Origin of the sequence: Chryseobacterium sp. T16E-39, from assembly GCF_002216065.1 — a bacterium.
Taxonomy (GTDB): domain Bacteria; phylum Bacteroidota; class Bacteroidia; order Flavobacteriales; family Weeksellaceae; genus Chryseobacterium.
Window position 1 is genome coordinate 3,109,404 of record NZ_CP022282.1, and the last position, 19,409, is coordinate 3,128,812.

General features: G+C 35.0%; 21 protein-coding genes. 18 read left to right on the forward strand and 3 right to left on the reverse strand.

The features are described 5' to 3' along the window. Nucleotides 1–4 precede the first annotated feature (4 nt). The 6 genes from CEY12_RS13935 (at nt 5) to CEY12_RS13960 (ending at nt 4,420) form a co-directional block, all read left to right on the forward strand. Complete coding sequence (locus CEY12_RS13935; protein ID WP_089028262.1) at nt 5–1,075, forward strand: type I restriction endonuclease; 1,071 nt, start codon at nt 5–7, stop codon at nt 1,073–1,075. A gap of 10 nt (nt 1,076–1,085) precedes the next feature. Beyond that, entirely contained in the window at nt 1,086–1,388 is a 303-nt protein-coding gene (locus tag CEY12_RS13940; RefSeq protein ID WP_089028263.1) for a hypothetical protein, read from the forward strand. A gap of 27 nt (nt 1,389–1,415) precedes the next feature. After that, the gene (locus CEY12_RS13945; RefSeq protein WP_089028264.1) at nt 1,416–1,778 is read left to right on the forward strand and encodes a DUF6804 family protein; all 363 of its coding nucleotides are present in this window, start codon (nt 1,416–1,418) and stop codon (nt 1,776–1,778) included. 6 nt (nt 1,779–1,784) lie between these two features. Next, complete coding sequence (locus CEY12_RS13950) at nt 1,785–2,192, forward strand: hypothetical protein (protein WP_089028265.1); 408 nt, start codon at nt 1,785–1,787, stop codon at nt 2,190–2,192. 5 nt (nt 2,193–2,197) lie between these two features. Next, nucleotides 2,198–3,526, forward strand: coding sequence for a beta-carotene 15,15'-monooxygenase (locus CEY12_RS13955; RefSeq protein WP_172821039.1), 1,329 nt, complete (start codon nt 2,198–2,200; stop codon nt 3,524–3,526). A 132-nt stretch (nt 3,527–3,658) separates the two neighbouring features. After that, nucleotides 3,659–4,420, forward strand: coding sequence for a hypothetical protein (locus tag CEY12_RS13960; RefSeq protein ID WP_228409700.1), 762 nt, complete (start codon nt 3,659–3,661; stop codon nt 4,418–4,420). Between the two features lie 49 nt (nt 4,421–4,469). Here the strand turns inward: CEY12_RS13960 and CEY12_RS13965 are convergent, their stop codons facing one another. The 3 genes from CEY12_RS13965 to CEY12_RS13975 are packed head-to-tail and all read right to left on the reverse strand — an operon-like array spanning nt 4,470 to nt 6,354. Then, nucleotides 4,470–4,919, reverse strand: a complete 450-nt coding sequence (locus tag CEY12_RS13965; RefSeq protein WP_089028267.1) for a GNAT family N-acetyltransferase — start codon at nt 4,917–4,919, stop codon at nt 4,470–4,472. Beyond that, nucleotides 4,912–5,535 (reverse strand): ribosome biogenesis GTP-binding protein YihA/YsxC, encoded by a 624-nt coding sequence (yihA, locus tag CEY12_RS13970; RefSeq protein ID WP_089028268.1) that lies wholly within the window; start codon nt 5,533–5,535, stop codon nt 4,912–4,914. Before yihA ends, CEY12_RS13965 begins: the two co-directional genes overlap by 8 nt. A 57-nt stretch (nt 5,536–5,592) precedes the next feature. Beyond that, on the reverse strand, nt 5,593–6,354 hold the full coding sequence (locus CEY12_RS13975) for an alpha/beta fold hydrolase (protein ID WP_089028269.1): 762 nt from the start codon (nt 6,352–6,354) through the stop codon (nt 5,593–5,595). 272 nt (nt 6,355–6,626) lie between these two features. Here CEY12_RS13975 and mraZ point away from each other — a divergent pair, with 272 nt between their 5' ends. The 12 genes from mraZ to murC all read left to right on the forward strand — a co-directional run bounded on the left by mraZ (nt 6,627) and on the right by murC (nt 19,374). Continuing rightward, a complete protein-coding gene (gene mraZ / locus CEY12_RS13980; protein WP_089028270.1) occupies nt 6,627–7,085 on the forward strand; it encodes a division/cell wall cluster transcriptional repressor MraZ in 459 nt (152 codons plus the stop codon). Between the two features lie 36 nt (nt 7,086–7,121). Then, complete coding sequence (gene rsmH, locus CEY12_RS13985; RefSeq protein ID WP_089028271.1) at nt 7,122–8,015, forward strand: 16S rRNA (cytosine(1402)-N(4))-methyltransferase RsmH; 894 nt, start codon at nt 7,122–7,124, stop codon at nt 8,013–8,015. 71 nt (nt 8,016–8,086) lie between these two features. Beyond that, entirely contained in the window at nt 8,087–8,452 is a 366-nt protein-coding gene (locus CEY12_RS13990; RefSeq protein ID WP_089028272.1) for an FtsL-like putative cell division protein, read from the forward strand. Then, nucleotides 8,436–10,427, forward strand: coding sequence for a penicillin-binding transpeptidase domain-containing protein (locus CEY12_RS13995; RefSeq protein ID WP_089028273.1), 1,992 nt, complete (start codon nt 8,436–8,438; stop codon nt 10,425–10,427). The genes CEY12_RS13990 and CEY12_RS13995 overlap by 17 nt, the downstream gene beginning before the upstream one ends. An 18-nt stretch (nt 10,428–10,445) precedes the next feature. After that, a complete protein-coding gene (locus CEY12_RS14000; RefSeq protein WP_089028274.1) occupies nt 10,446–11,906 on the forward strand; it encodes a UDP-N-acetylmuramoyl-L-alanyl-D-glutamate--2,6-diaminopimelate ligase in 1,461 nt (486 codons plus the stop codon). A 46-nt stretch (nt 11,907–11,952) separates the two neighbouring features. Further along, nucleotides 11,953–12,324 (forward strand): four helix bundle protein, encoded by a 372-nt coding sequence (locus CEY12_RS14005; protein ID WP_089028275.1) that lies wholly within the window; start codon nt 11,953–11,955, stop codon nt 12,322–12,324. Between the two features lie 45 nt (nt 12,325–12,369). Continuing rightward, nucleotides 12,370–13,611, forward strand: a complete 1,242-nt coding sequence (gene mraY / locus CEY12_RS14010; RefSeq protein ID WP_089028276.1) for a phospho-N-acetylmuramoyl-pentapeptide-transferase — start codon at nt 12,370–12,372, stop codon at nt 13,609–13,611. Nucleotides 13,612–13,701: 90 nt separating this feature from the next. Further along, entirely contained in the window at nt 13,702–15,027 is a 1,326-nt protein-coding gene (gene murD / locus CEY12_RS14015) for a UDP-N-acetylmuramoyl-L-alanine--D-glutamate ligase (RefSeq protein ID WP_089029883.1), read from the forward strand. 92 nt (nt 15,028–15,119) lie between these two features. Beyond that, nucleotides 15,120–16,358, forward strand: coding sequence for an FtsW/RodA/SpoVE family cell cycle protein (locus tag CEY12_RS14020; RefSeq protein WP_089028277.1), 1,239 nt, complete (start codon nt 15,120–15,122; stop codon nt 16,356–16,358). 47 nt (nt 16,359–16,405) lie between these two features. Next, nucleotides 16,406–17,506 (forward strand): undecaprenyldiphospho-muramoylpentapeptide beta-N-acetylglucosaminyltransferase, encoded by a 1,101-nt coding sequence (murG, locus tag CEY12_RS14025; protein WP_089028278.1) that lies wholly within the window; start codon nt 16,406–16,408, stop codon nt 17,504–17,506. A gap of 15 nt (nt 17,507–17,521) precedes the next feature. Next, complete coding sequence (locus tag CEY12_RS14030) at nt 17,522–17,998, forward strand: hypothetical protein (protein ID WP_089028279.1); 477 nt, start codon at nt 17,522–17,524, stop codon at nt 17,996–17,998. An 11-nt stretch (nt 17,999–18,009) separates the two neighbouring features. Continuing rightward, nucleotides 18,010–19,374, forward strand: coding sequence for a UDP-N-acetylmuramate--L-alanine ligase (murC, locus tag CEY12_RS14035; RefSeq protein ID WP_089028280.1), 1,365 nt, complete (start codon nt 18,010–18,012; stop codon nt 19,372–19,374). Nucleotides 19,375–19,409: the final 35 nt, after the last annotated feature.

The following is a 19,409-nucleotide window of genomic DNA, read 5'->3' on the forward strand; positions in this document are numbered from 1 at the left end:
AGCAATGGATCTTAAAATAAAACTTGAACAACTACAACAGAAAGTAGCGGGTTTAAAAGAGCAGATTAATACAGAGGAAGCTACAAAAAATGCCTTTGTAATGCCGTTCATCCAAATTTTAGGGTATGATATTTTTAATCCTACTGAAGTAGTTCCCGAATACATTTGTGATATCGGAACTAAAAAAGGAGAAAAAGTAGATTACGTTATCAGACACAACGACAATCCAATTTTTATTATAGAATGTAAGCATTGGAAAGAAAGTGCAGATGCGCATAATTCCCAACTCCACAGATATTACCATGTTTCAAAAACAAGATTTGGCGTACTGACCAATGGAATCGTGTATAACTTTTATACAGATCTGGAAAAGCCCAATATTATGGATGAAAAACCATTTTTCACCATCAATATTGAAGATCTGAAAGACAGCTCTATTAAAATTCTCGAAAGCTTTACCAAAAAAGATTATAATCTCGAAAGTATTTTAGATTCCGCCGAAGCTCTAAAATATATCAAAGCAATCAGAAGAGAGTTTGAAAAAGAAATCGAAAATCCCTCTGATGAAATGGTGAAACTTTTAGTCAATCGATTTTTTGAAAAACCATTAACGGCCAACAGGATGATTTCTTTCAAAGAGTACACAAAGAAAGCTTTGACAACATCAATCAATGAATCCATAAGCTTCAGACTTAAATCTGCATTGAGCATTAACGAACAGATTGAAAAAAGGGATGAAGCTGTAAAAACACCACAATCTATTGATGAAAATAATGACTCTAAGATTGTAACAACAGAAGAAGAACTTGAAGGGTTTCAAATTGTGAAAGCAATCCTGAGGGAAAAGGTTGCATCCTCCAGAATCGCTTACCGAGATACCCTATCTTATTTCGGAATCCTATTCGACGACAACAACAGAAAACCTCTTTGCCGATTGCATTTTAATACCACCAATAAGTATTTGGAGCTATTCCACAATGGAAAAGACTCTGGAGAAAAGATTTTATTAAATAGCCTCGATGAAATCTACAATCATAGAACAGAACTACACAAAACATTAGAAAATTATAATTAAAACAATCACTATGAAAAAACTAATCTTTACAAGCCTACTCGGCTTAGGTTTATTATTACCTGCAAACTTTTCAGCATCCACAAACAGCACAACGTCAAAAACTGAATTCTCTTCTAAAAAGCCAAAGAAAAGTAAAACCAGGAAAAGCAGAAAAAGCAGAAGTGGAAAAACAAGTTCAAAGATTTACTCCAAAAGTAGAGGATGTACGTACAATGGCTATCCTTTAAATGTAGGTCCAAGAGGCGGTTGCTATTACTATTCCGGAAGTAGTAAAGAATATGTAGATAGGTCTTACTGTTCCGGATGTAACTAATTTTTAAATTCCTATAAAAGCTATATCATGAAGTACTTAATTATTATTGCTGCACTCTGTTGTTTCATTGGCATAGTTGATTTACCAATTGGTTACTACACTTTCCTTCGAATAATCGTTTCTTTTATGGCTTTAATTATTATTGTCAATGAATTCAGGAGCCGGAGATTTTGGTTCATCGCTTTTGTACTGATCTTTATCTTTTTCAATCCATTCATACCAATCTATTTCTATTTAAAACCTTATTGGATTGTCCTTGATATCATAGTCGGTCTCTTACTTTTCATTTACTTCTTAAAATTAATTCCGAAAACTAAAATAAAACAACCTGATATTATAGATATCGAACACGAAGAAATTCCCCGAACCCGGGACAGAATAATTAAATAAAATAATATGGAAACAATACAAATACCGGAGAATCTTAAAGCTCATTTTCTAAGATTATATCAGATGGCAATCTGTGATGATGATTTCAGTGCATCAGAGCTAAAAATGCTTTATAAATCTGCGGAAGAAAGAGGAATTTCAGCAAAAAACCTGGATGAAATTCTCATGAACCCTATTAATTCAAAATCATTAATTCCAGAAACCCTGAAAGAAAAAGTAGAATACCTCTATGATCTTACTGTAATGGTATGGGCGGATGGAATCGTATCCCCTAATGAATACTCAGCCTTGAAGAAATATATTACGATGTTCGGATTTATGGAAGAAAACGTAAAAGATATAGCAGATTATTTTATCGAAGCTGTAAAAGAAGGAAAAACTAAAGACAATATTCTCAATGACCTACAAAATTAATCTCAATGAACGCAATGACAACCAATATCAAAAACCTGTTTCGTTTAAAAACAGTTCCACTTGATGATCCTCGTGATCAGCTTCCAAAAATAGAATCTATAAATAGTGAATCTACTGAGGAAAGCAGAAAAAGAACTTATCACGAAACGGGATACAGAGACAGCACGAGAAATAATGGAAATCACACCGCATTATCTATTTGCCTTGATGCCATTTATTCGAAATTTCAAAATGAGGAAAAAGAACTTGTTGAAAAGCAAAACAAGTTAAAAGAACCTTATCTCAACGAACAAAAAAATAAAGAGACAGAGATCAAAGGATTGACCGTTTCTTTAGACAACAAAGATGATCAATTAAAGAATAATGAGACAGATATCGAGAACGTCCAGGATAAAATTGAAAAACTGAAATTCGAAATCAATGATCTCCCAAGAAATCCGGAAATATACAATGTAAAAGCCACTAAGGGAGCATCTACAAAATTCTGGATTGGGTTGATTATCCTTATCCCAATAAGTTTATATCTTTTCACTTTTTATATATCCACGTCCTACTCTGCTTTTTTTAAAAGCTTTGATGCAAATGGTAATATTATTCAAAGTGTCCTGGATGCACAGGCATTTAATAAGGCATGGGATGAGGGACCTCTCGAGGGTGCATTTGTTACTTTAATTCCATTTGTATTCCTAGGCCTTGGGTATCTGATTCATATGTTTGGGGAAAATAAAAGTATGGTAAATTACTCTAAAGTTACTCTCCTTTTCATGATAACATTTGTTTTCGACGCTATTCTGGCTTATGAAATAGAATCCAAATTATATGAGCTAAACAGGACTTTCAACTCTCCTCCTTTTGATCTCTCTATAGCATTTACAAAAAATCAGTTTTGGGGGATTATTTTTGCAGGATTTATTGTATACATTATTTGGGGGCTTGTCTTTGACTTTGTAATGAAAGAAAATAAAGAAAAGGATAAGATCAGGCATGAACAAACCAGGAGACAAAAAGACATTCTCATTCATCAGGAAAGGATTGAAGATCTCAAAAAACACAAAGAAGAAGTAAGAAACAATATAGGAAGTATAAAAGAGCTTATCGCAAAGGCAAAGGGCAGGATCGAAGAACTCCAAAATATTATTGATGGGGTTATAATTCCAACTAAAGATTATAAGCTTTATGCGTCTGAGTATATGCAGGGTTGGATCACCAACATTAATGAAAGAATTCATTCTCAGAAACTTGTGGATGAGTGTATGGAAAGATACAATGAAAATCTTAGGAAAGTCGGAGCAAATTCCGATAGCCAGAACTCAGTTTATATGTCCATCTTATAAAAAAATTATGAAAAAATATTTTATGTACTCATAGCAGGTCTTCTTTTCATTCAATGTGGAAAACCAAAAGAAAAGCTTTTAGTTCAATCAACTCCTGCCAGCAATTCTTCTAAAAATCTAAATATTAGCATCTTGATTGATCTTTCCGATAGAATTGATCCCGAAAAAAATACGAATTCCACTATGCCGTATTTTCAGAGAGATGTTGAATACATTAAATCAATTGATAAAGGTTTTTTAGATCATATTAAATCTAAAAAGGTTATTCAGCTCAATGACCAGATGCAGGTTTTCTTTAATCCAGAGCCATCGGATCCTAAAATGAATGATCTTACTAAACAGTTGAAAGTGTCATTTGATAAAAACACCACAAAAGATAACATTAGTCTTGTAGACAAGCAATATTCAACACTTCCCTTACAAATTTATCAGTCTGCAATTAAAGATAAGCAATATGTAGGATCAGATATCTGGGAATTTTTTAAAAATAAAATAGCGGATTATTGCATCAAAGAGGATCATAGAAACATTCTTTTCATTCTAACCGATGGATATATCTACCACAAAGATTCTAAATTCTCAGAAGGAAAGAAAACATCTTATTTAACTCCTGAATTAATAAAATCATTAAAACTGACCTCCTCTGATTTTAAAACAAAAATGCAGGACAATGGTTTAGGATTTATTAAAGCAAATGAAGATTTAGAAAATATTGAGGTAATAGTCCTTGGCATTAATCCTTCCAAAGGAAACCCATTCGAAGGAGATATCATCAAAGAATACTGGGAAAATTGGTTCAAAGAAATGAAGATCAAAAACTATCAGATCAAATCAGCAGACCTTCCTTCCAATCTGGAGCCAATTATTTTAAAAGCCATCACGGGTAAAAACTAAAAACACTTTTACATATAACCACAAAAAAAGCGAAGATTAATCTTCGCTTTTATTTTCTTATCATTTCCGTATGGGGAATATCATCCTCCAGGTATTTATTTCCTGTATCTATAAATCCGAATTCAGAATAAAAACGCAATAGATAATCTTGTGCAGAAATTTTGATTTCAGAAGTATGGAATCGATTTTCTATCGTATCAATAGCATATCGTATCAGCTGTTTCCCTAAACTCTTGCCTCTTGCCTTCTCAGTCGTTAAAACTCTTCCAAAAGAAGTTTGATCATACTTTACCCCTTTATCAAAGACCCTGCAATAAGCAAGGATCTCTCCATCTTCTTCAGCCCAGATATGAACCCCCTTTTGATCATTATTATCAAGATCCGGATAAGGACAGTTTTGTTCGATAACGAAAACATCAATACGTGCCTTCAATATCTTATACAATTCAGGAACCGTAAATTCCTCAAAAGTCTTGATTTTCCAGATTATATTACTCATCGAAGTTGACACTGTTATTTTTTAAAAACTCATTGGTTGTCTGGATAAAATCCAGAATTTTATCTCCACCTTCCTTTTTCTCAGCCGAAGTAACATACAGTTCGGGAAGGTCTTCCCATGTTTTATGAAGTTCAGCTTTGTAATCTTCTACATTTTTTATCACAACATTGGGCTTCAACTTATCTGCTTTTGTAAAAACAATTGAAAAAGGAACTCCACTTTCACCACACCACTGAATAAATTCTAAATCGATCTTCTGTGGAGTATGCCTGGAATCCACCAACACAAAAAGGTTCACCAGGTTTCTTCTGTTCAGGATATAATTGGTAATCAGTTTTTCAAAATCTTTTCTCTGAACTTTTGAAACTTTAGCATATCCATATCCCGGTAAATCTGTAAGATACCAGCTTTCATTAACTAAAAAATGGTTAATCAGCTGTGTTTTTCCCGGAGTTTGTGATGTTTTCGCCAGGTCTTTATGGTTCATCATTGCATTAATCAATGATGATTTTCCTACATTCGACCTTCCAATAAAAGCATATTCAGGAATATCCGGTTCCGGGCATTCCTGCCACTTCCCGCTACTTTTTACAAATTCTGCTGTTTTAATTACCATTTTGAATTATTTTAAGAAAAACAAACCATTAAGATAGCTCTTAATGGTTTAAGTTATTTACACTTTATCTTTTAACCAGCTGTAGAGAATTTCATTAAACTCATCTGGTTTTTCCATCATTGCTGCGTGGCCGCATTTATCAATCCAGAACAAATCCGAATTTGGGATAAATTTATGCATATCCTCGGCTACTTCCGGTGGTGTTACATTATCCTGCTTCCCCCAGATCAGACATGTCGGTGTCAGAATCTTTGGAAGATCATTCAGCATATTGTGTTTGATAGCACTTCTTGCAAGCATTACGGTTTTTATCCCTTTCATTCTATCATTCACTACATCAAAAACCTCATCGACCAGATCCTCTGTCGCTACGGCAGGATCATAGAAAACTTCTTCTGTTTTCTTCCTTATATATAGTCTGTCGCTTTTTCTGGGAAAGCTGTCTCCAAATGTCCTCTCATATAAACCGGAACTCCCGGTCAAAACAAGATTTTTAACAAGATCAGGTCTTGCCAGAGCTAAGATAAGCCCGACATGTCCCCCCATTGAATTTCCAACGATCGTTACCGGTTCGGAAATATGGCTCTCTATAAACTTGATAATATATTTTGCAATAGTAGTAAGATTGGTATTGAGTACCGGCAAATCATAGATTGGCAGTTGAGGTACATAGACCTTAAATCCTTTCTCCGAAAAAAAATTCACCATCTTATCGAAATTACTCAAGCCACCCATTAACCCGTGCAACAGCACCAATGGATGTCCTTCTCCCGCTTCTACAAAAGTATATTTCTTTTCTTTTTTTGTACTAAATATCATAAAACGCCTTAATAAAGCCCTGCAAAAATACAAATTAAACCTCAAAAATATTTTGATATTCCTAATTTAAGATAAAAATAATATAATAAAGACTTTTTACAGATCTTTTTTAGTGTCCTTTTTATTATGGGACAAATAATACAATTTACAATCCAATAACTATCAACCACTTACACTATCAACGTTCAATCTTTGATAAAACTTATTAACATTAAGTCAAAAAGTGGGAAAAAGTGGGAAGTTTTGGAAATATTTATATAAATTTGTCCCAAATGAAGAATTTCATTGGAACATATGAGTGTAAAATAGACGACAAAGGTCGCTTAAAAGTACCTGCATCGCTGATCAAGCAGATGGAGAACTTTGAAGACAAAGCCTTTGTAGTCAAACGTTCCGTGTTTCAACCTTGCCTGGAAGTTTACCCTATGAAAGCATGGGATCAACTGATGGGCAAAATTAATAAACTAAACAGATTCATTAAAAAGAATGCTGATTTCATTAGAATGTTTACAGCAGGAGTAAAAACAGCAGAGTTGGATAGTGCAGGCAGATTGCAGATTTCTAAAGACCTCACCCTTTTTGCAAGTCTTCATAAAGACATTGTGATCACAAGCGCAGGTGAACTATTTGAAATTTGGGATAAAGATGCCTATGAAAAAGTAATTTCAACGAACGAAACTGATTTTGCAAGCCTGGCTGAAGATGTGATGGGCTCTTTCGATGAAGAATAACGGCGTTAATTAAAAAACGTAAAAACACAAGTAAACATGTATCATAATCCCGTTTTGTTGAAGCAAAGTGTTGATGATTTGGTGACGAATCCAGACGGAACATACGTGGACTGTACTTTTGGTGGTGGGGGCCATTCAAGAGAAATTTTGAGCAGGCTTTCTGACAAAGGAAAATTATTCAGTTTTGACCAGGACTTAGATGCTCTTAAAAATAATATTGATGATCCTAGATTTACTTTGATCAATCAGAATTTCAGATTCCTGGAAAACTCCTTGCTCATGTATGGAATTTCCCAGGTAGATGGCGTTTTGGCAGATCTTGGTGTATCATCACATCAGTTCGATGAAGCTGAAAGAGGATTCTCGACAAGAAGCAATGCTCCTTTAGATATGAGAATGAATGTAATGCAGGGCCTTGATGCTAAAAGAGTGATCAATGAATATGAAGAAGAGCAGCTGGCAGACATTTTTTATTATTACGGAGAATTAAGAGAAGCCCGGAAATTGGCAAGAGATATCGTTCATCACAGAAAAAGTAAGATCATCAATACAACAGAAGATCTAAAAAAACTGTTTAGCTATCTTCCACCGCATAAGGTAAATAAATTTTATGCCCAGCTTTTTCAGGCCATCAGAATTGAGGTAAACCAGGAGCTCGAAGTTTTAAAAGAAATGCTTGTTCAGGCATATCAGGTTTTAAAACCGGAAGGAAGATTGGTCGTTATTTCTTACCACTCTTTAGAAGACCGCCTTGTCAAAAGATTCCTAAAGAACGGAATGTTTGAAGGAGAACCGACCCGGGATATTTATGGGAATTATAAAAAAGCATTTGAACTGCTCAAGAGCAAAGCAATCATTCCTGATGATAAGGAAATTGAAGAAAACTCAAGAGCAAGAAGTGCAAAAATGAGAACAGGAATAAAAATATAAATGATAAACCATTATTGGTAAATGATATAGACAATCAATCATCATTTATCAATAATCAATTATAATAAGGTTTGGCAAAAAGAACAACAAATCGCCCACAGAAGAGATTAACTTTTATAGATATTGTAAAAGGGAATTTCCTGAACCGTGATGAGATAAAAATACATTACAAGTATTTTTTATTGCTTTTTGTCCTGATGATGGCTATGATCTATACGAATCACCTGGTGAATAAGAAGATCAAAATTGTAAATGCTTTAAAAGAAGAAACAGAAGAATATAAATCCCGAAATGCTTATGCCCAAAGCAAACTGATCAAAGTAAAAATGGAATCAGAACTGGGAAAAGAAGTAGCACGGGATTCTTTAATGACATTAGAAAACCACCCTCATAAACTGCTAATAAAATTAGATAGTACAGATGCAAAAGCAAAATGAATACGACAACAAACGTAAAAAAACGTTAAGGTGGGGCTACCTCTTCGCAGTGGTAGCTTTGTCCGTGTTTGTACTTTTTTTAGCAAGGATTGTCATCTTACAAAACACTAATGTTCAGGAAATTAAAGATGATTACATCAATAAAAATTATCGTGAAGCTACTCTAAAGGCCGCACGTGGAAATCTATTTGCATCAGACGGTTCCATTCTGGCCACTACAGTAATGCGCTATGATATCTTTCTCGACTTCAAAACCATGAAAGATACGGTGTACAGTAACAATATCGGGGCACTGACGGATTCTTTAAGCAAAATGTTTGGAAAGCCTAGAAGTGAATTCAGACAGAAATTTGATGAGCAGAAAAGAAAGAAAAACCAATACTATACTTTAGCCAGAGGATTGGATTTTGATGAATATGATAGAATAAGAAACTTTCCCATCTTTAAAAAAGGAAAAAACAAAGGTGGATTTATCGTTGATAGAAATTACAAAAGAGAATTGGCAACTTCAGAGATCGGTGCCGGTACTATTGGAATGGATAACAGTGAATATAAGTCCGGACTGGAAGGTGCTTTCTCAAAATATTTGACCGGAACCGATGGAAAAAGGCTAGAGCAAAGAATTAATTCTTCACAGTGGAAACCCATTGACTTTTGGAAAGTTCAGGAACCTGTTGATGGAGAAGATGTCTATACGACCTTAGATCTTAGAATTCAAGACATTGCGCACTCTGCTTTAGAGAAGCAACTAATCAATTTTGAAGCAAAACACGGCACCGTGATTGTTATGGAGGTAGCAACCGGAAAGGTTCGCGCGATGGTTAATTTACGAAGAACAGATTCCGGAGATTATGAGGATGCCTATAATTATGCTATAAAAGATAATATAGAACCTGGTTCGACTTTCAAAACCATTTCACTCTTAGCAGCAATGGATGATGGTTTTATTGACGACAATACAACTGTAAATGTTGGAAACGGAGTTTGGACCTATGCTAAACAACGAATCTCAGATGGCCACGGTGGTGGAACTTATGACATTAGCGATGTATTGGCAAAATCGAGTAATGTAGGAACAGCAAAACTCATTACAAAATATTATGCTGATAAACCTCAGATATTTCTGGATCATCTAAAACGCTGGAAACTATTTGACAAAATGGACATCGAGCTTCCAGGGATCACAAGACCTAAGATCGTAACTCCACAAAACAAAAGATGGAATGCAGCGACGCTCGCTTCTATTTCTTTTGGATATTCTTCGAACATCAACCTATTACAATTAGCAACTTTCTACAATGGAGTTGCTAATAATGGTAAAATGCTTAAGCCTCTATTCATCGACAAAATTATGAAAGATGGTAAGGTGATGTATAATGCAAAACCAGAGGTAATGGTTAACAAAATGGCTTCAGAAAAAGCCATAAAAATGATGACCAACGCTCTAACAAAAGCAGTGGAAAAAGGAACCGGTAAAAGTATTTTCACTCCAAATCTTAGGATGGCAGGAAAAACCGGAACGGCAAGATTTGAATACTGGTTGCCTGGTCCGATGAAATACCGTGCCTCTTTCGCAGGGTTTTATCCGGCCGACAATCCGAAGTATACTTGCTATGTAATGGTCAGCGAGCCAAATACAGCAAAAGGATTTTATGGCGCTACAGTTTCAGCCCCTGTTTTTAAAGAAATTGCTGGAAAGACATTTTTAAAAACACCTCAAAATATTGAAAAAGAAATGCTTGTTGACAAAAAGGTAAACCTCAATAAAATGGTGGAACCTAATGTTAAGATAGCAGTAAATGATAAACAAATGCCTAATGTAGTAGGACTGATCGGTAAAAATGTAATTCCACAATTAGAAAACCTAGGATACCGCGTCGACTACAAAGGGGTTGGAAGAATAAAAGAACAGTTTCCTTTAGAAGGAACCAGTATCAGCAAGAATCAAAGAATATATTTATCCCTTCAGAATTAAAAAATAAGCATCAAGGAAATGCAATTAATTGAATTATTAAATAGAATCCCAACTTTAGAAATTCATGGTGATAACACCCGTGAGGTTTCCGAATTGGTTTTTGACAGCAGAAAGGTTACAGAGAATTCTCTTTACATTGCAGTAAGGGGGACGGTTGCAGATGGGCATTCATATATTGCATCTTCTATTGAAAAAGGAGCTAAGACTATTGTTTGTGAAGAATTTCCTGAGCATCTGGATGCCAGCATCACTTATGTAAAAGTAAAAGATTCTTCTAAAACCCTGGGACATTTAGCTTCAAATTTCTATGGTAATCCATCGGAAAAATTAAAGCTCATTGGAGTTACCGGAACTAATGGAAAAACTTCAGTATCAACTTTATTATTTGATGTTTTCAAAAACCTGGGATATGATTCTGCATTGCTTTCAACAGTAGAAATCAGAATTGGAGATAAAATAATTCCAGCAACCCACACCACTCCTGATGTGATCACAATCAATCAGATACTGGCAAAAGCAGTTGAGGAGGGATGTGAATTTGCCTTCATGGAAGTAAGCTCTCATGGAATTTCTCAAAACAGAATTGAGGGGTTGCATTTTAAAATAGCAGGATTTACGAATCTTACCCATGACCATCTGGATTATCACAAAACATTTGATGATTATCTGAAAACGAAGAAAAGGTTTTTTGATGAATTACAGGATACTGCGATTGCTATTACGAATGTCGATGACAAAAATGGCAATGTAATGCTTCAAAATACCAAGGCTACCAAAAGGTCTTATGCGTTGAAAACAATGGCAGATTACCATGGAAAAGCCTTAGAAATTGACTTCAATGGAATGTTATTGAACTTCAATGGAAAAGAATTCTGGACTACTCTGACAGGTAAATTCAACGTATATAACCTGTTGCTGGTTTTTGGAATCGCATCAGAATTAGGATTTGAACAAAGTGAAATTCTTCAGGCAGTAAGCATGCTGAAAAGAGTTTCCGGAAGATTTGAAACCTTTAAATCTGATGGAGGGATCTTCTTTATTGTTGATTACGCCCACACTCCGGATGCATTGGAAAACATTCTGGACAGTATTAATGATATCAGGACAAAAAATGAAAGACTGATTACCGTTTTCGGTTGCGGAGGCGATAGAGATCATTCTAAAAGACCGGAAATGGGAAATATTGCAACGAAGAAATCCACGTTAGCGATTATCACTTCAGACAATCCAAGGACTGAAGATCCGGCAGTTATTATAAAAGAAATTGAAGCAGGCGTTGAACCTCAAAACTTCAGCAAATACACTTCGATTCCAGATAGAAAAGAAGCCATAAAAATGGCGATCAAGTTTGCAGAACCAAAAGATATTGTTCTTGTAGCCGGAAAAGGCCACGAAAACTATCAGGAGATTAATTGCGTAAAACACCATTTTGACGACAAGGAAGTAATTAATGAGCTTTGGAAATTGATGAGCAAATAAAACTGATTTAAAGATTGAATCATTTAAAGATTTAAAAATTCAGAGAATGACAAAAAATTTCGAAGACTTTCCAGTTTATTGTAAAAGTTTAGATTTAATTGAAAAGATCTATATATTTCTTCGAAGTCAGGGATTGGAAAAAGAATTTGAATTTAATAACCAAATAAAAAGAGCCAGATTTTCAATATCAAATAATATTGCTGAAGGCTCAGAATATAATAACAACAGACAATTTATTAAATATTTAAAAATTGCAAAAGGCAGTTGCGCAGAAGTAAGAAGTATGATGATTGTAAGTAAAAGATTAAAATTAGGGAATGAAATTATGGCAGAAGAGGCAATTAATCTATCAAGAGAAATTTCTTCTAATATTTCAAATTTTATAAAATATTTAAAAGAGAATATTGAGAGAAAATAATCTTTAAATTCTTAAATCAATTAAATCTTTAAATTAAAAAAGGACATGTTATACTACTTATACGAATACTTAACGAACCACGGAATTCACATCCCGGGACTTGGAATGTTAAAATACATTTCATTTCGTGCCGGAATGGCAGTTCTGTTGTCTCTAACGATCGCTCTTGTTTACGGAAAAAGAATTATCAATTACCTGAGAGCTAAACAAATGGGAGAACTGGTTCGTGACCTGGGACTTGATGGACAGAAGCAAAAAGAAGGAACCCCTACTATGGGAGGGCTGATCATCATTCTTGCTACCCTGATTCCCGTACTGCTCTTAACCAGAATAACCAATGTATACATTGTTCTTCTTACGATCTCTGTTTTATGGATGGGAGCTATTGGTTTTGTAGATGATTATTTAAAGAAAGTAAAGAAAAATAAAGACGGATTAAGTGGCAAATTTAAAATTGTAGGACAGGTTGGCTTAGGGCTAATCGTCGGAGTTACAATGTATTTCCACCCGGACATTACTGTAAAGAGAAAATATGCTGACGCAAAAGTGGTCAATAGAAATAATGTAGAGCAAAATTTTATGCCTACAGAAAAAATTACCGTTTCTACTGTACCTTTTGCTAAAAATAATGAGTTCGACTACAGTGGAATGTTATTTTGGATGAATGATAAAGATGCTCACGAATGGGCATGGATCGTTTTTATTCCGATTGTCATTTTCATCGTAACGGCAGTTTCCAATGGAGCTAATATTACAGATGGAATTGACGGACTCGCCGCAGGTACAAGTACTGTCATATTATTAGCATTGGCATTTTTCACCTACGTTTCCGGGAACATCATTTTTGCAGACTACCTCAATATTATGTTCCTTCCCAATATGGGCGAAACCACCATTTTTGTCGTCGCCATGGTGGGAGCAGTTATCGGATTCTTCTGGTATAATACCTACCCTGCACAGGTGTTTATGGGGGATACAGGAAGTTTGATGCTTGGAGGGGTAATTGCAGTTTTAGCCATTATTTTAAGAAAAGAGCTGATGATTCCGGTATTATGTGGAATTTTCTTAATCGAAAACATGTCGGTAATGCTGCAGGTTGTTGTCTTCAAATACAGAAAGAAAAAATATGGGCTGGAATACGCTCAAAATAATAGATTATTTAAAATGTCACCATTACATCACCATTATCAGAAAGACGGTTTCCACGAAAGTAAAATCGTTAACAGAATGATTATCATCGGTGTAATGCTGGCTATAGTATGTCTGATCACATTGAAAATGAGATAAAACTTTGTAAAAAGTAAAATGTATTAACGTATGAATGATTTTAAAATACATGAATACAATGTACGTCAATACATAAATACAAAAAAGAATATGAAAATAGTTGTTTTAGGAGGTGGAGAAAGTGGCTGCGGAGCTGCATATTTAGCTAAAAAGAAAGGTTTGGAAGTATTTCTTTCAGACAAGGGAGCTATCAAAGATAACTATAGGCAGTTTCTTACCGACAACAACATTGAATTCGAAGAAGGAAACCATGATGAAGAAAGAATTTTAAATGCAGATTGGATTGTTAAAAGTCCTGGAATTCCTAAAAAAGCAGATATCATTTATAAAATTAATCTGCAGGGAATCCGACTTTCGTCCGAGATCGAATTTGCCTCTGAGTTCACCAATGCTAAAATCATTGCGATCACCGGAAGTAATGGAAAAACAACAACCACTTCTCTAATCTACTATATCCTGAAAAATGACGGATTGAAAGTAGGCTTGGGAGGAAATATAGGATACAGCTTCGCTAAACAAGTAGCAGACGAAAACCATGAATATTATGTATTGGAGGTGAGCTCTTTCCAACTGGATGATATTCAGAATTTCAGACCTTACATATCGCTGTTGTTAAATTTATCTCAGGATCACCTGGATCAGTACAATTACAACTATGAAGAATATGCCTTGGCAAAGTTCAGAATAGCTGAAAATCAGGAAAATGATAATTTCTTCATCTACAATAAAGATGATGAGATGAGTAAGAATATTCTTGAAAAATTAGAAATAAAAGCAAAAATGATCCCTTTTTCAACAAAAGAAAAATTGTCTGAAGGAGGTTTTATAGATAATGATAATATTGTGGTACAATTAAAGGATGCCTTCTCAATGAAAATTGATGAACTTTCTTTATTAGGAAATCACAATGTAGCCAATAGTCTCGCGGCTTCAATTGCCAGCAAAATACTGAATGTTAATAATGAAAGCATAAGAAATTCATTAATGACATTCCAGGCAGTAGAACACAGACTGGAGTTCGTTTCAGAAATCGATGGTGTAAAATACATCAACGACAGTAAAGCAACGAATGTGAATGCAACATATTATGCTTTAGAAAGCATGAAAACCCCAACCATTTGGATTGTTGGAGGGCAGGATAAAGGCAACGATTATACAGAGATCGAAGATCTTGTCAAAAGAAAAGTAAAAGCAATTGTCTGCTTAGGAATTGATAATCAAAAAATTATCCACTTCTTTAAAGACAAAAAAGAATTTATATATGATACGTCAAGCATGGAAGAGGCTGTAAGAATTTCAAAATCTATTGCTAAAAACGGAGAAACAGTTTTACTATCTCCTTGTTGTGCAAGTTTTGACCTTTTCAAAAGCTATGAAGACAGAGGACGACAGTTTAAAGAGCAAGTATTAAAATAATTGTACTCATGTAAAATGTACCAAAGTATTAATGATCTCAACCGGTCAAAGTACATGAATACATTTTACATCAATACATGAATACATAACGTATGAACGAACAGGACACAGAAAGCAGATTTGAATTTCTAAAGGGAGATAAAGTACTTTGGATGGTCATTCTTGTGATTTCTATTTTCTCTATTTTCCCTGTATATTCTGCAAGTTCGAATCTGGAATATATCGTAAATAACGGGACTACAACAGGTCACGTTATCAAACACATGTTCTTTGTGGTCTTAGGTTTAGGAATCATGAGATTGGTAGGAACCGTAAAATATGAATACATCGGAAAGCTGAGCAGCATATTGCTTGGTCTGATGATTATTTTGCTTGTTGTCACCATGTTTACAGGACAAACTATCGATGGAGCCAGTGCTTCAAGATGGTTGAAAATTCCGGGAACTCCGATTTCATTTCAGCCATCATCATTTGCTTTCCTTATGCTGGTCATTTATCTGTGTAGATATTTAACCAAAAAGATTACGCGAGAAAGGCTTCCGATAGAGAACATTATGTACATCTTCGGCCCTATTCTTCTTGTCTTTATATTAGTGGCAAAAGACAATGGATCCACCGCTTTAATGATTCTAATGGTCTCAGTTATTGTATTGGTTATCGGACAGCTTCACTGGAAATATATTGCAGGTTTTATTTCTGCATCATTTATAGCCATCGTTCTGTTTTTACTGGTTGCCCTGAATACCAATTTAATTGGAGGAAACCGTGTTCATACGTGGATGAGCCGTGTGGAAACATTTACCTCAAGTAAGGCCAAATCAGCTGATGTTGACGATGAAAGTGTAAAAGCAAAAAATTATCAGGTCATGCAGGCTAAGGCAGCCATTGTGCATGGAGGAATTACAGGAATGGGACCAGGGAAAAGTGCTTTGAAGCAAATGCTTCCACAATCTGCGTCCGACTTTATTTTTGCCGTAATTGTTGAAGAATATGGGCTAATTGGAGCCGCATTCCTTATCTGTATGTATTTGATCATGGTGATCCGGATCGTAATGATAGCCAGTAAAATGCCCGCATTCTTTGGGTCATTACTCGTTCTCAGTCTCGGTGTAATGATCTTTATACAGCTCTCCGTGAATATTGCTGTGGCCATTAATCTTATCCCGGTAACAGGACAGCCATTACCTTTGATCAGCTACGGGGGTACATCGATGTTGGTTACTTATTTGCAGTTAGGAATTATTTTAAATATAAGCTCAAGGATACAGATTTATGATGAAGAAGGTATGGGCAAAAAACAAAGTATCTCAGAAATAAATGATATCGCTTAAGTCATTGCGAAAAACAAAATGAAAAAGCAATCTCAAAATTGGAAAAAATGAACAAGAAACTAAAAGTATTATTATCCGGTGGCGGAACAGGAGGACATATCTTCCCAGCTATCGCTATTGCTGATGAGATCAGGAAGAGATTTCCGGATACAGAATTCTTGTTTATAGGCGCCAATGGAAAAATGGAAATGGAAAAAGTTCCACAAGCTGGTTATCACATTGAAGGAATTGATATTGCTGGTATCGACAGAGGTAACCTGTTATCCAATTTAGGACTGCCTTTTAAAATTTTAAAAAGCTTATCCAGATCAAAAAAGATCATCAAGCGCTTTGCTCCTGATTTCGCCATCGGAACAGGTGGATTTGCAAGTGGTCCCGCTTTGTATGAAGCCAGTAAATTGGGAATTCCAATTTTTATTCAAGAGCAAAATGCACATGCAGGAGTTACGAATAAAATTTTAAGTAAAAAGGCAAAAGCTGTTTTTACAGCCTATCCTCAGGTAGAAGGCTTTCCCACTGAAAAAATTAAGTTTCTGGGCAATCCTATTCGTGAGAATATTATTTCCGGAATGGAAGAAACTTCCCAGGCAAAAGAAAAAATGGGATTAGATAAAGACAAACTAACCATCCTTTCTGTGGGAGGATCTTTAGGATCCAGAACTTTAAATAATGCCTGGAAATCTCATTTCGATGAAATTATAAACAAAGATTATCAGCTGATCTGGCAAACCGGAAAGCTTGATTATGCAGCTATTATTGAAGAAACAAAAGATAAAACAAACAGTAACATCCAGATTCTTGAATTTATAAAAGATATGGAAAGAGCTTATTCTGCGGCAGATATTATTGTTTCAAGAGCAGGGGCTATTGCCATTTCAGAACTTGCAGTGGCACAAAAACCTGTGTTATTGATTCCTTTCCCGTTTGCGGCAGAGGACCATCAAACGAAAAATGCAATGAATCTGGTTGAAAAAGACGCCGCCAGAATGGTAAAAGACTCTGAAATGCAGGAAAAGTTCTGGAATACACTTCAGGAAATCTGTGAGAGTGAAAATATAAGAAAAGAAATGTCTAAAAATTTAGAATATTTCGCTAAACCTAATGCAGCAAAGGAAATTGTCGATGAAATTTTTATAAAACTACAATAACCAAAACCAAAAAGTATGAAAACCAAATTACTAACAGTATTGTTCTTTTGCTTCCTTACTCATTGGGTAACAGCACAGACACTTATAAAGCCTGCAGACTTTAAAATTGCAGCAGTGGGTACTTTCCTGAAAAGTAAAGGATACGAAATACTGGAGCAAGAAGAGACTTTTATTAAAATAGGAAATAAAGACAAAGCCACCCTATTTATGGACGTGGATTCAGGGAAAAAGTATATTAATTTTAATGTAAATATCCTTTTAAATAAAGGCGTAAGCAAAGATAAGATTGATAGTTTATTAGCTGAAATCAATAAGCTTGCAATGATAAAGGCAGAATATCTGCCAACCCAAAATTCAATTGGTTTCAAGTACTATTTCTGGATAACAAACGGATTTACAAATGAAACTTTAGAAGATGCAGTAATGGAGTTCTTTTTATATCAGGGAGATGCTTATGGACTGGATAAAGAAAAGATTTTCAATTATCAATAATTAAATAGAAGATGAAATTATTAGAAACATATCAGACTTTTTACTTCGTGGGAATCGGAGGCATCGGCATGAGTGCCCTGGCTCGTTATTTTAATGCCTCAGGTAAAAAGGTTTTAGGTTATGATAAAACCAACACCAAGCTTACTCAACAATTGATGAGTGAGGGAATTGATATTGTTTTTGAGGATTTGATCGGTGAAAAGGTAACTTCTCTTCAAAAAGAGAATACACTGATCATTTATACCCCGGCCATCAAAATATTAGGGATTTTAGATTATTTTAATCAAAATGATTTTAACGTTTTAAAGCGTGCAAAAGTATTAGGGTTAATTACTGAAAATACAGACTGTATAGCAGTTGCAGGAACTCACGGTAAAACGACAACTTCTACTTTGGTTTCTCATTTATGCAAAGAAGCAGACTTACCATTTTCATGTTTTCTGGGAGGTATTTCAGAAAATTTCAAATCCAACTTTCTGTATAACGGTTCTCAATATTCTGTGGTAGAAGCAGATGAATATGACAGAAGTTTTCTCAACCTTTCTCCGGATTGGGCAGTGATCACTTCTACGGACGCAGATCACCTGGATATTTATGGAGATAAAAATCATATTGAAGAAGGATTTCGCCAGTTTGCAGCTTTAGTCCCTGAAGATAAAAAGCTCTTTGTAAGAAAAGGAATTGAAATTGGAAGAGACCATCAGACATACGCTGTTAACGAAAAGGCTGATTACTATTCCGACAACCTTCGTATGGATCATGATAAGATCTATTTTGACTTTCATACTCCAACAGAAACCATAAAAGATTTTATCTGGGAGATTCCGGGAATCCATAATGTGGAAAACGCTACAGTTGCTCTAGCAATTCTCCACAATTTAGGAGTAGATTTTGAAACACTGAAAAAAGCAATTGCCCGTTTTAAGGGAATTAAAAGAAGATATACAAAACATAGCTATAAGAGCGGTAAAATATATATTGATGACTATGCCCACCACCCTACAGAGATCAATGCGGTGGTAAGTTCTATCAAAACTTTTTATCCAGATAAAAAATTATTGGTTGCTTTCCAGCCTCACTTGTTCAGCAGAACAAGAGATTTTGCAGATGGCTTTGCTGAAAGCTTAAGCAATGCAGATGAGTTGATCTTATTAGATATCTATCCTGCAAGAGAGTTACAGGAAAATTTTGAAGGAATTACTTCAAAATGGTTGCTGGAAAAAGTGACATTAGATAAAAAAGAGGGTTCAACATTGGCGGAAGCCTTTGAAAAGATAAAAGAAAAAGATTTTGACATCCTGCTTACCGTAGGTGCCGGAAATATAGACACCCTATATGATCCGATATGTGAATGGTTGACTTTAAATGATAATTAGTAGTAATGTATGAGCTAATGTAACCCATGAAAATC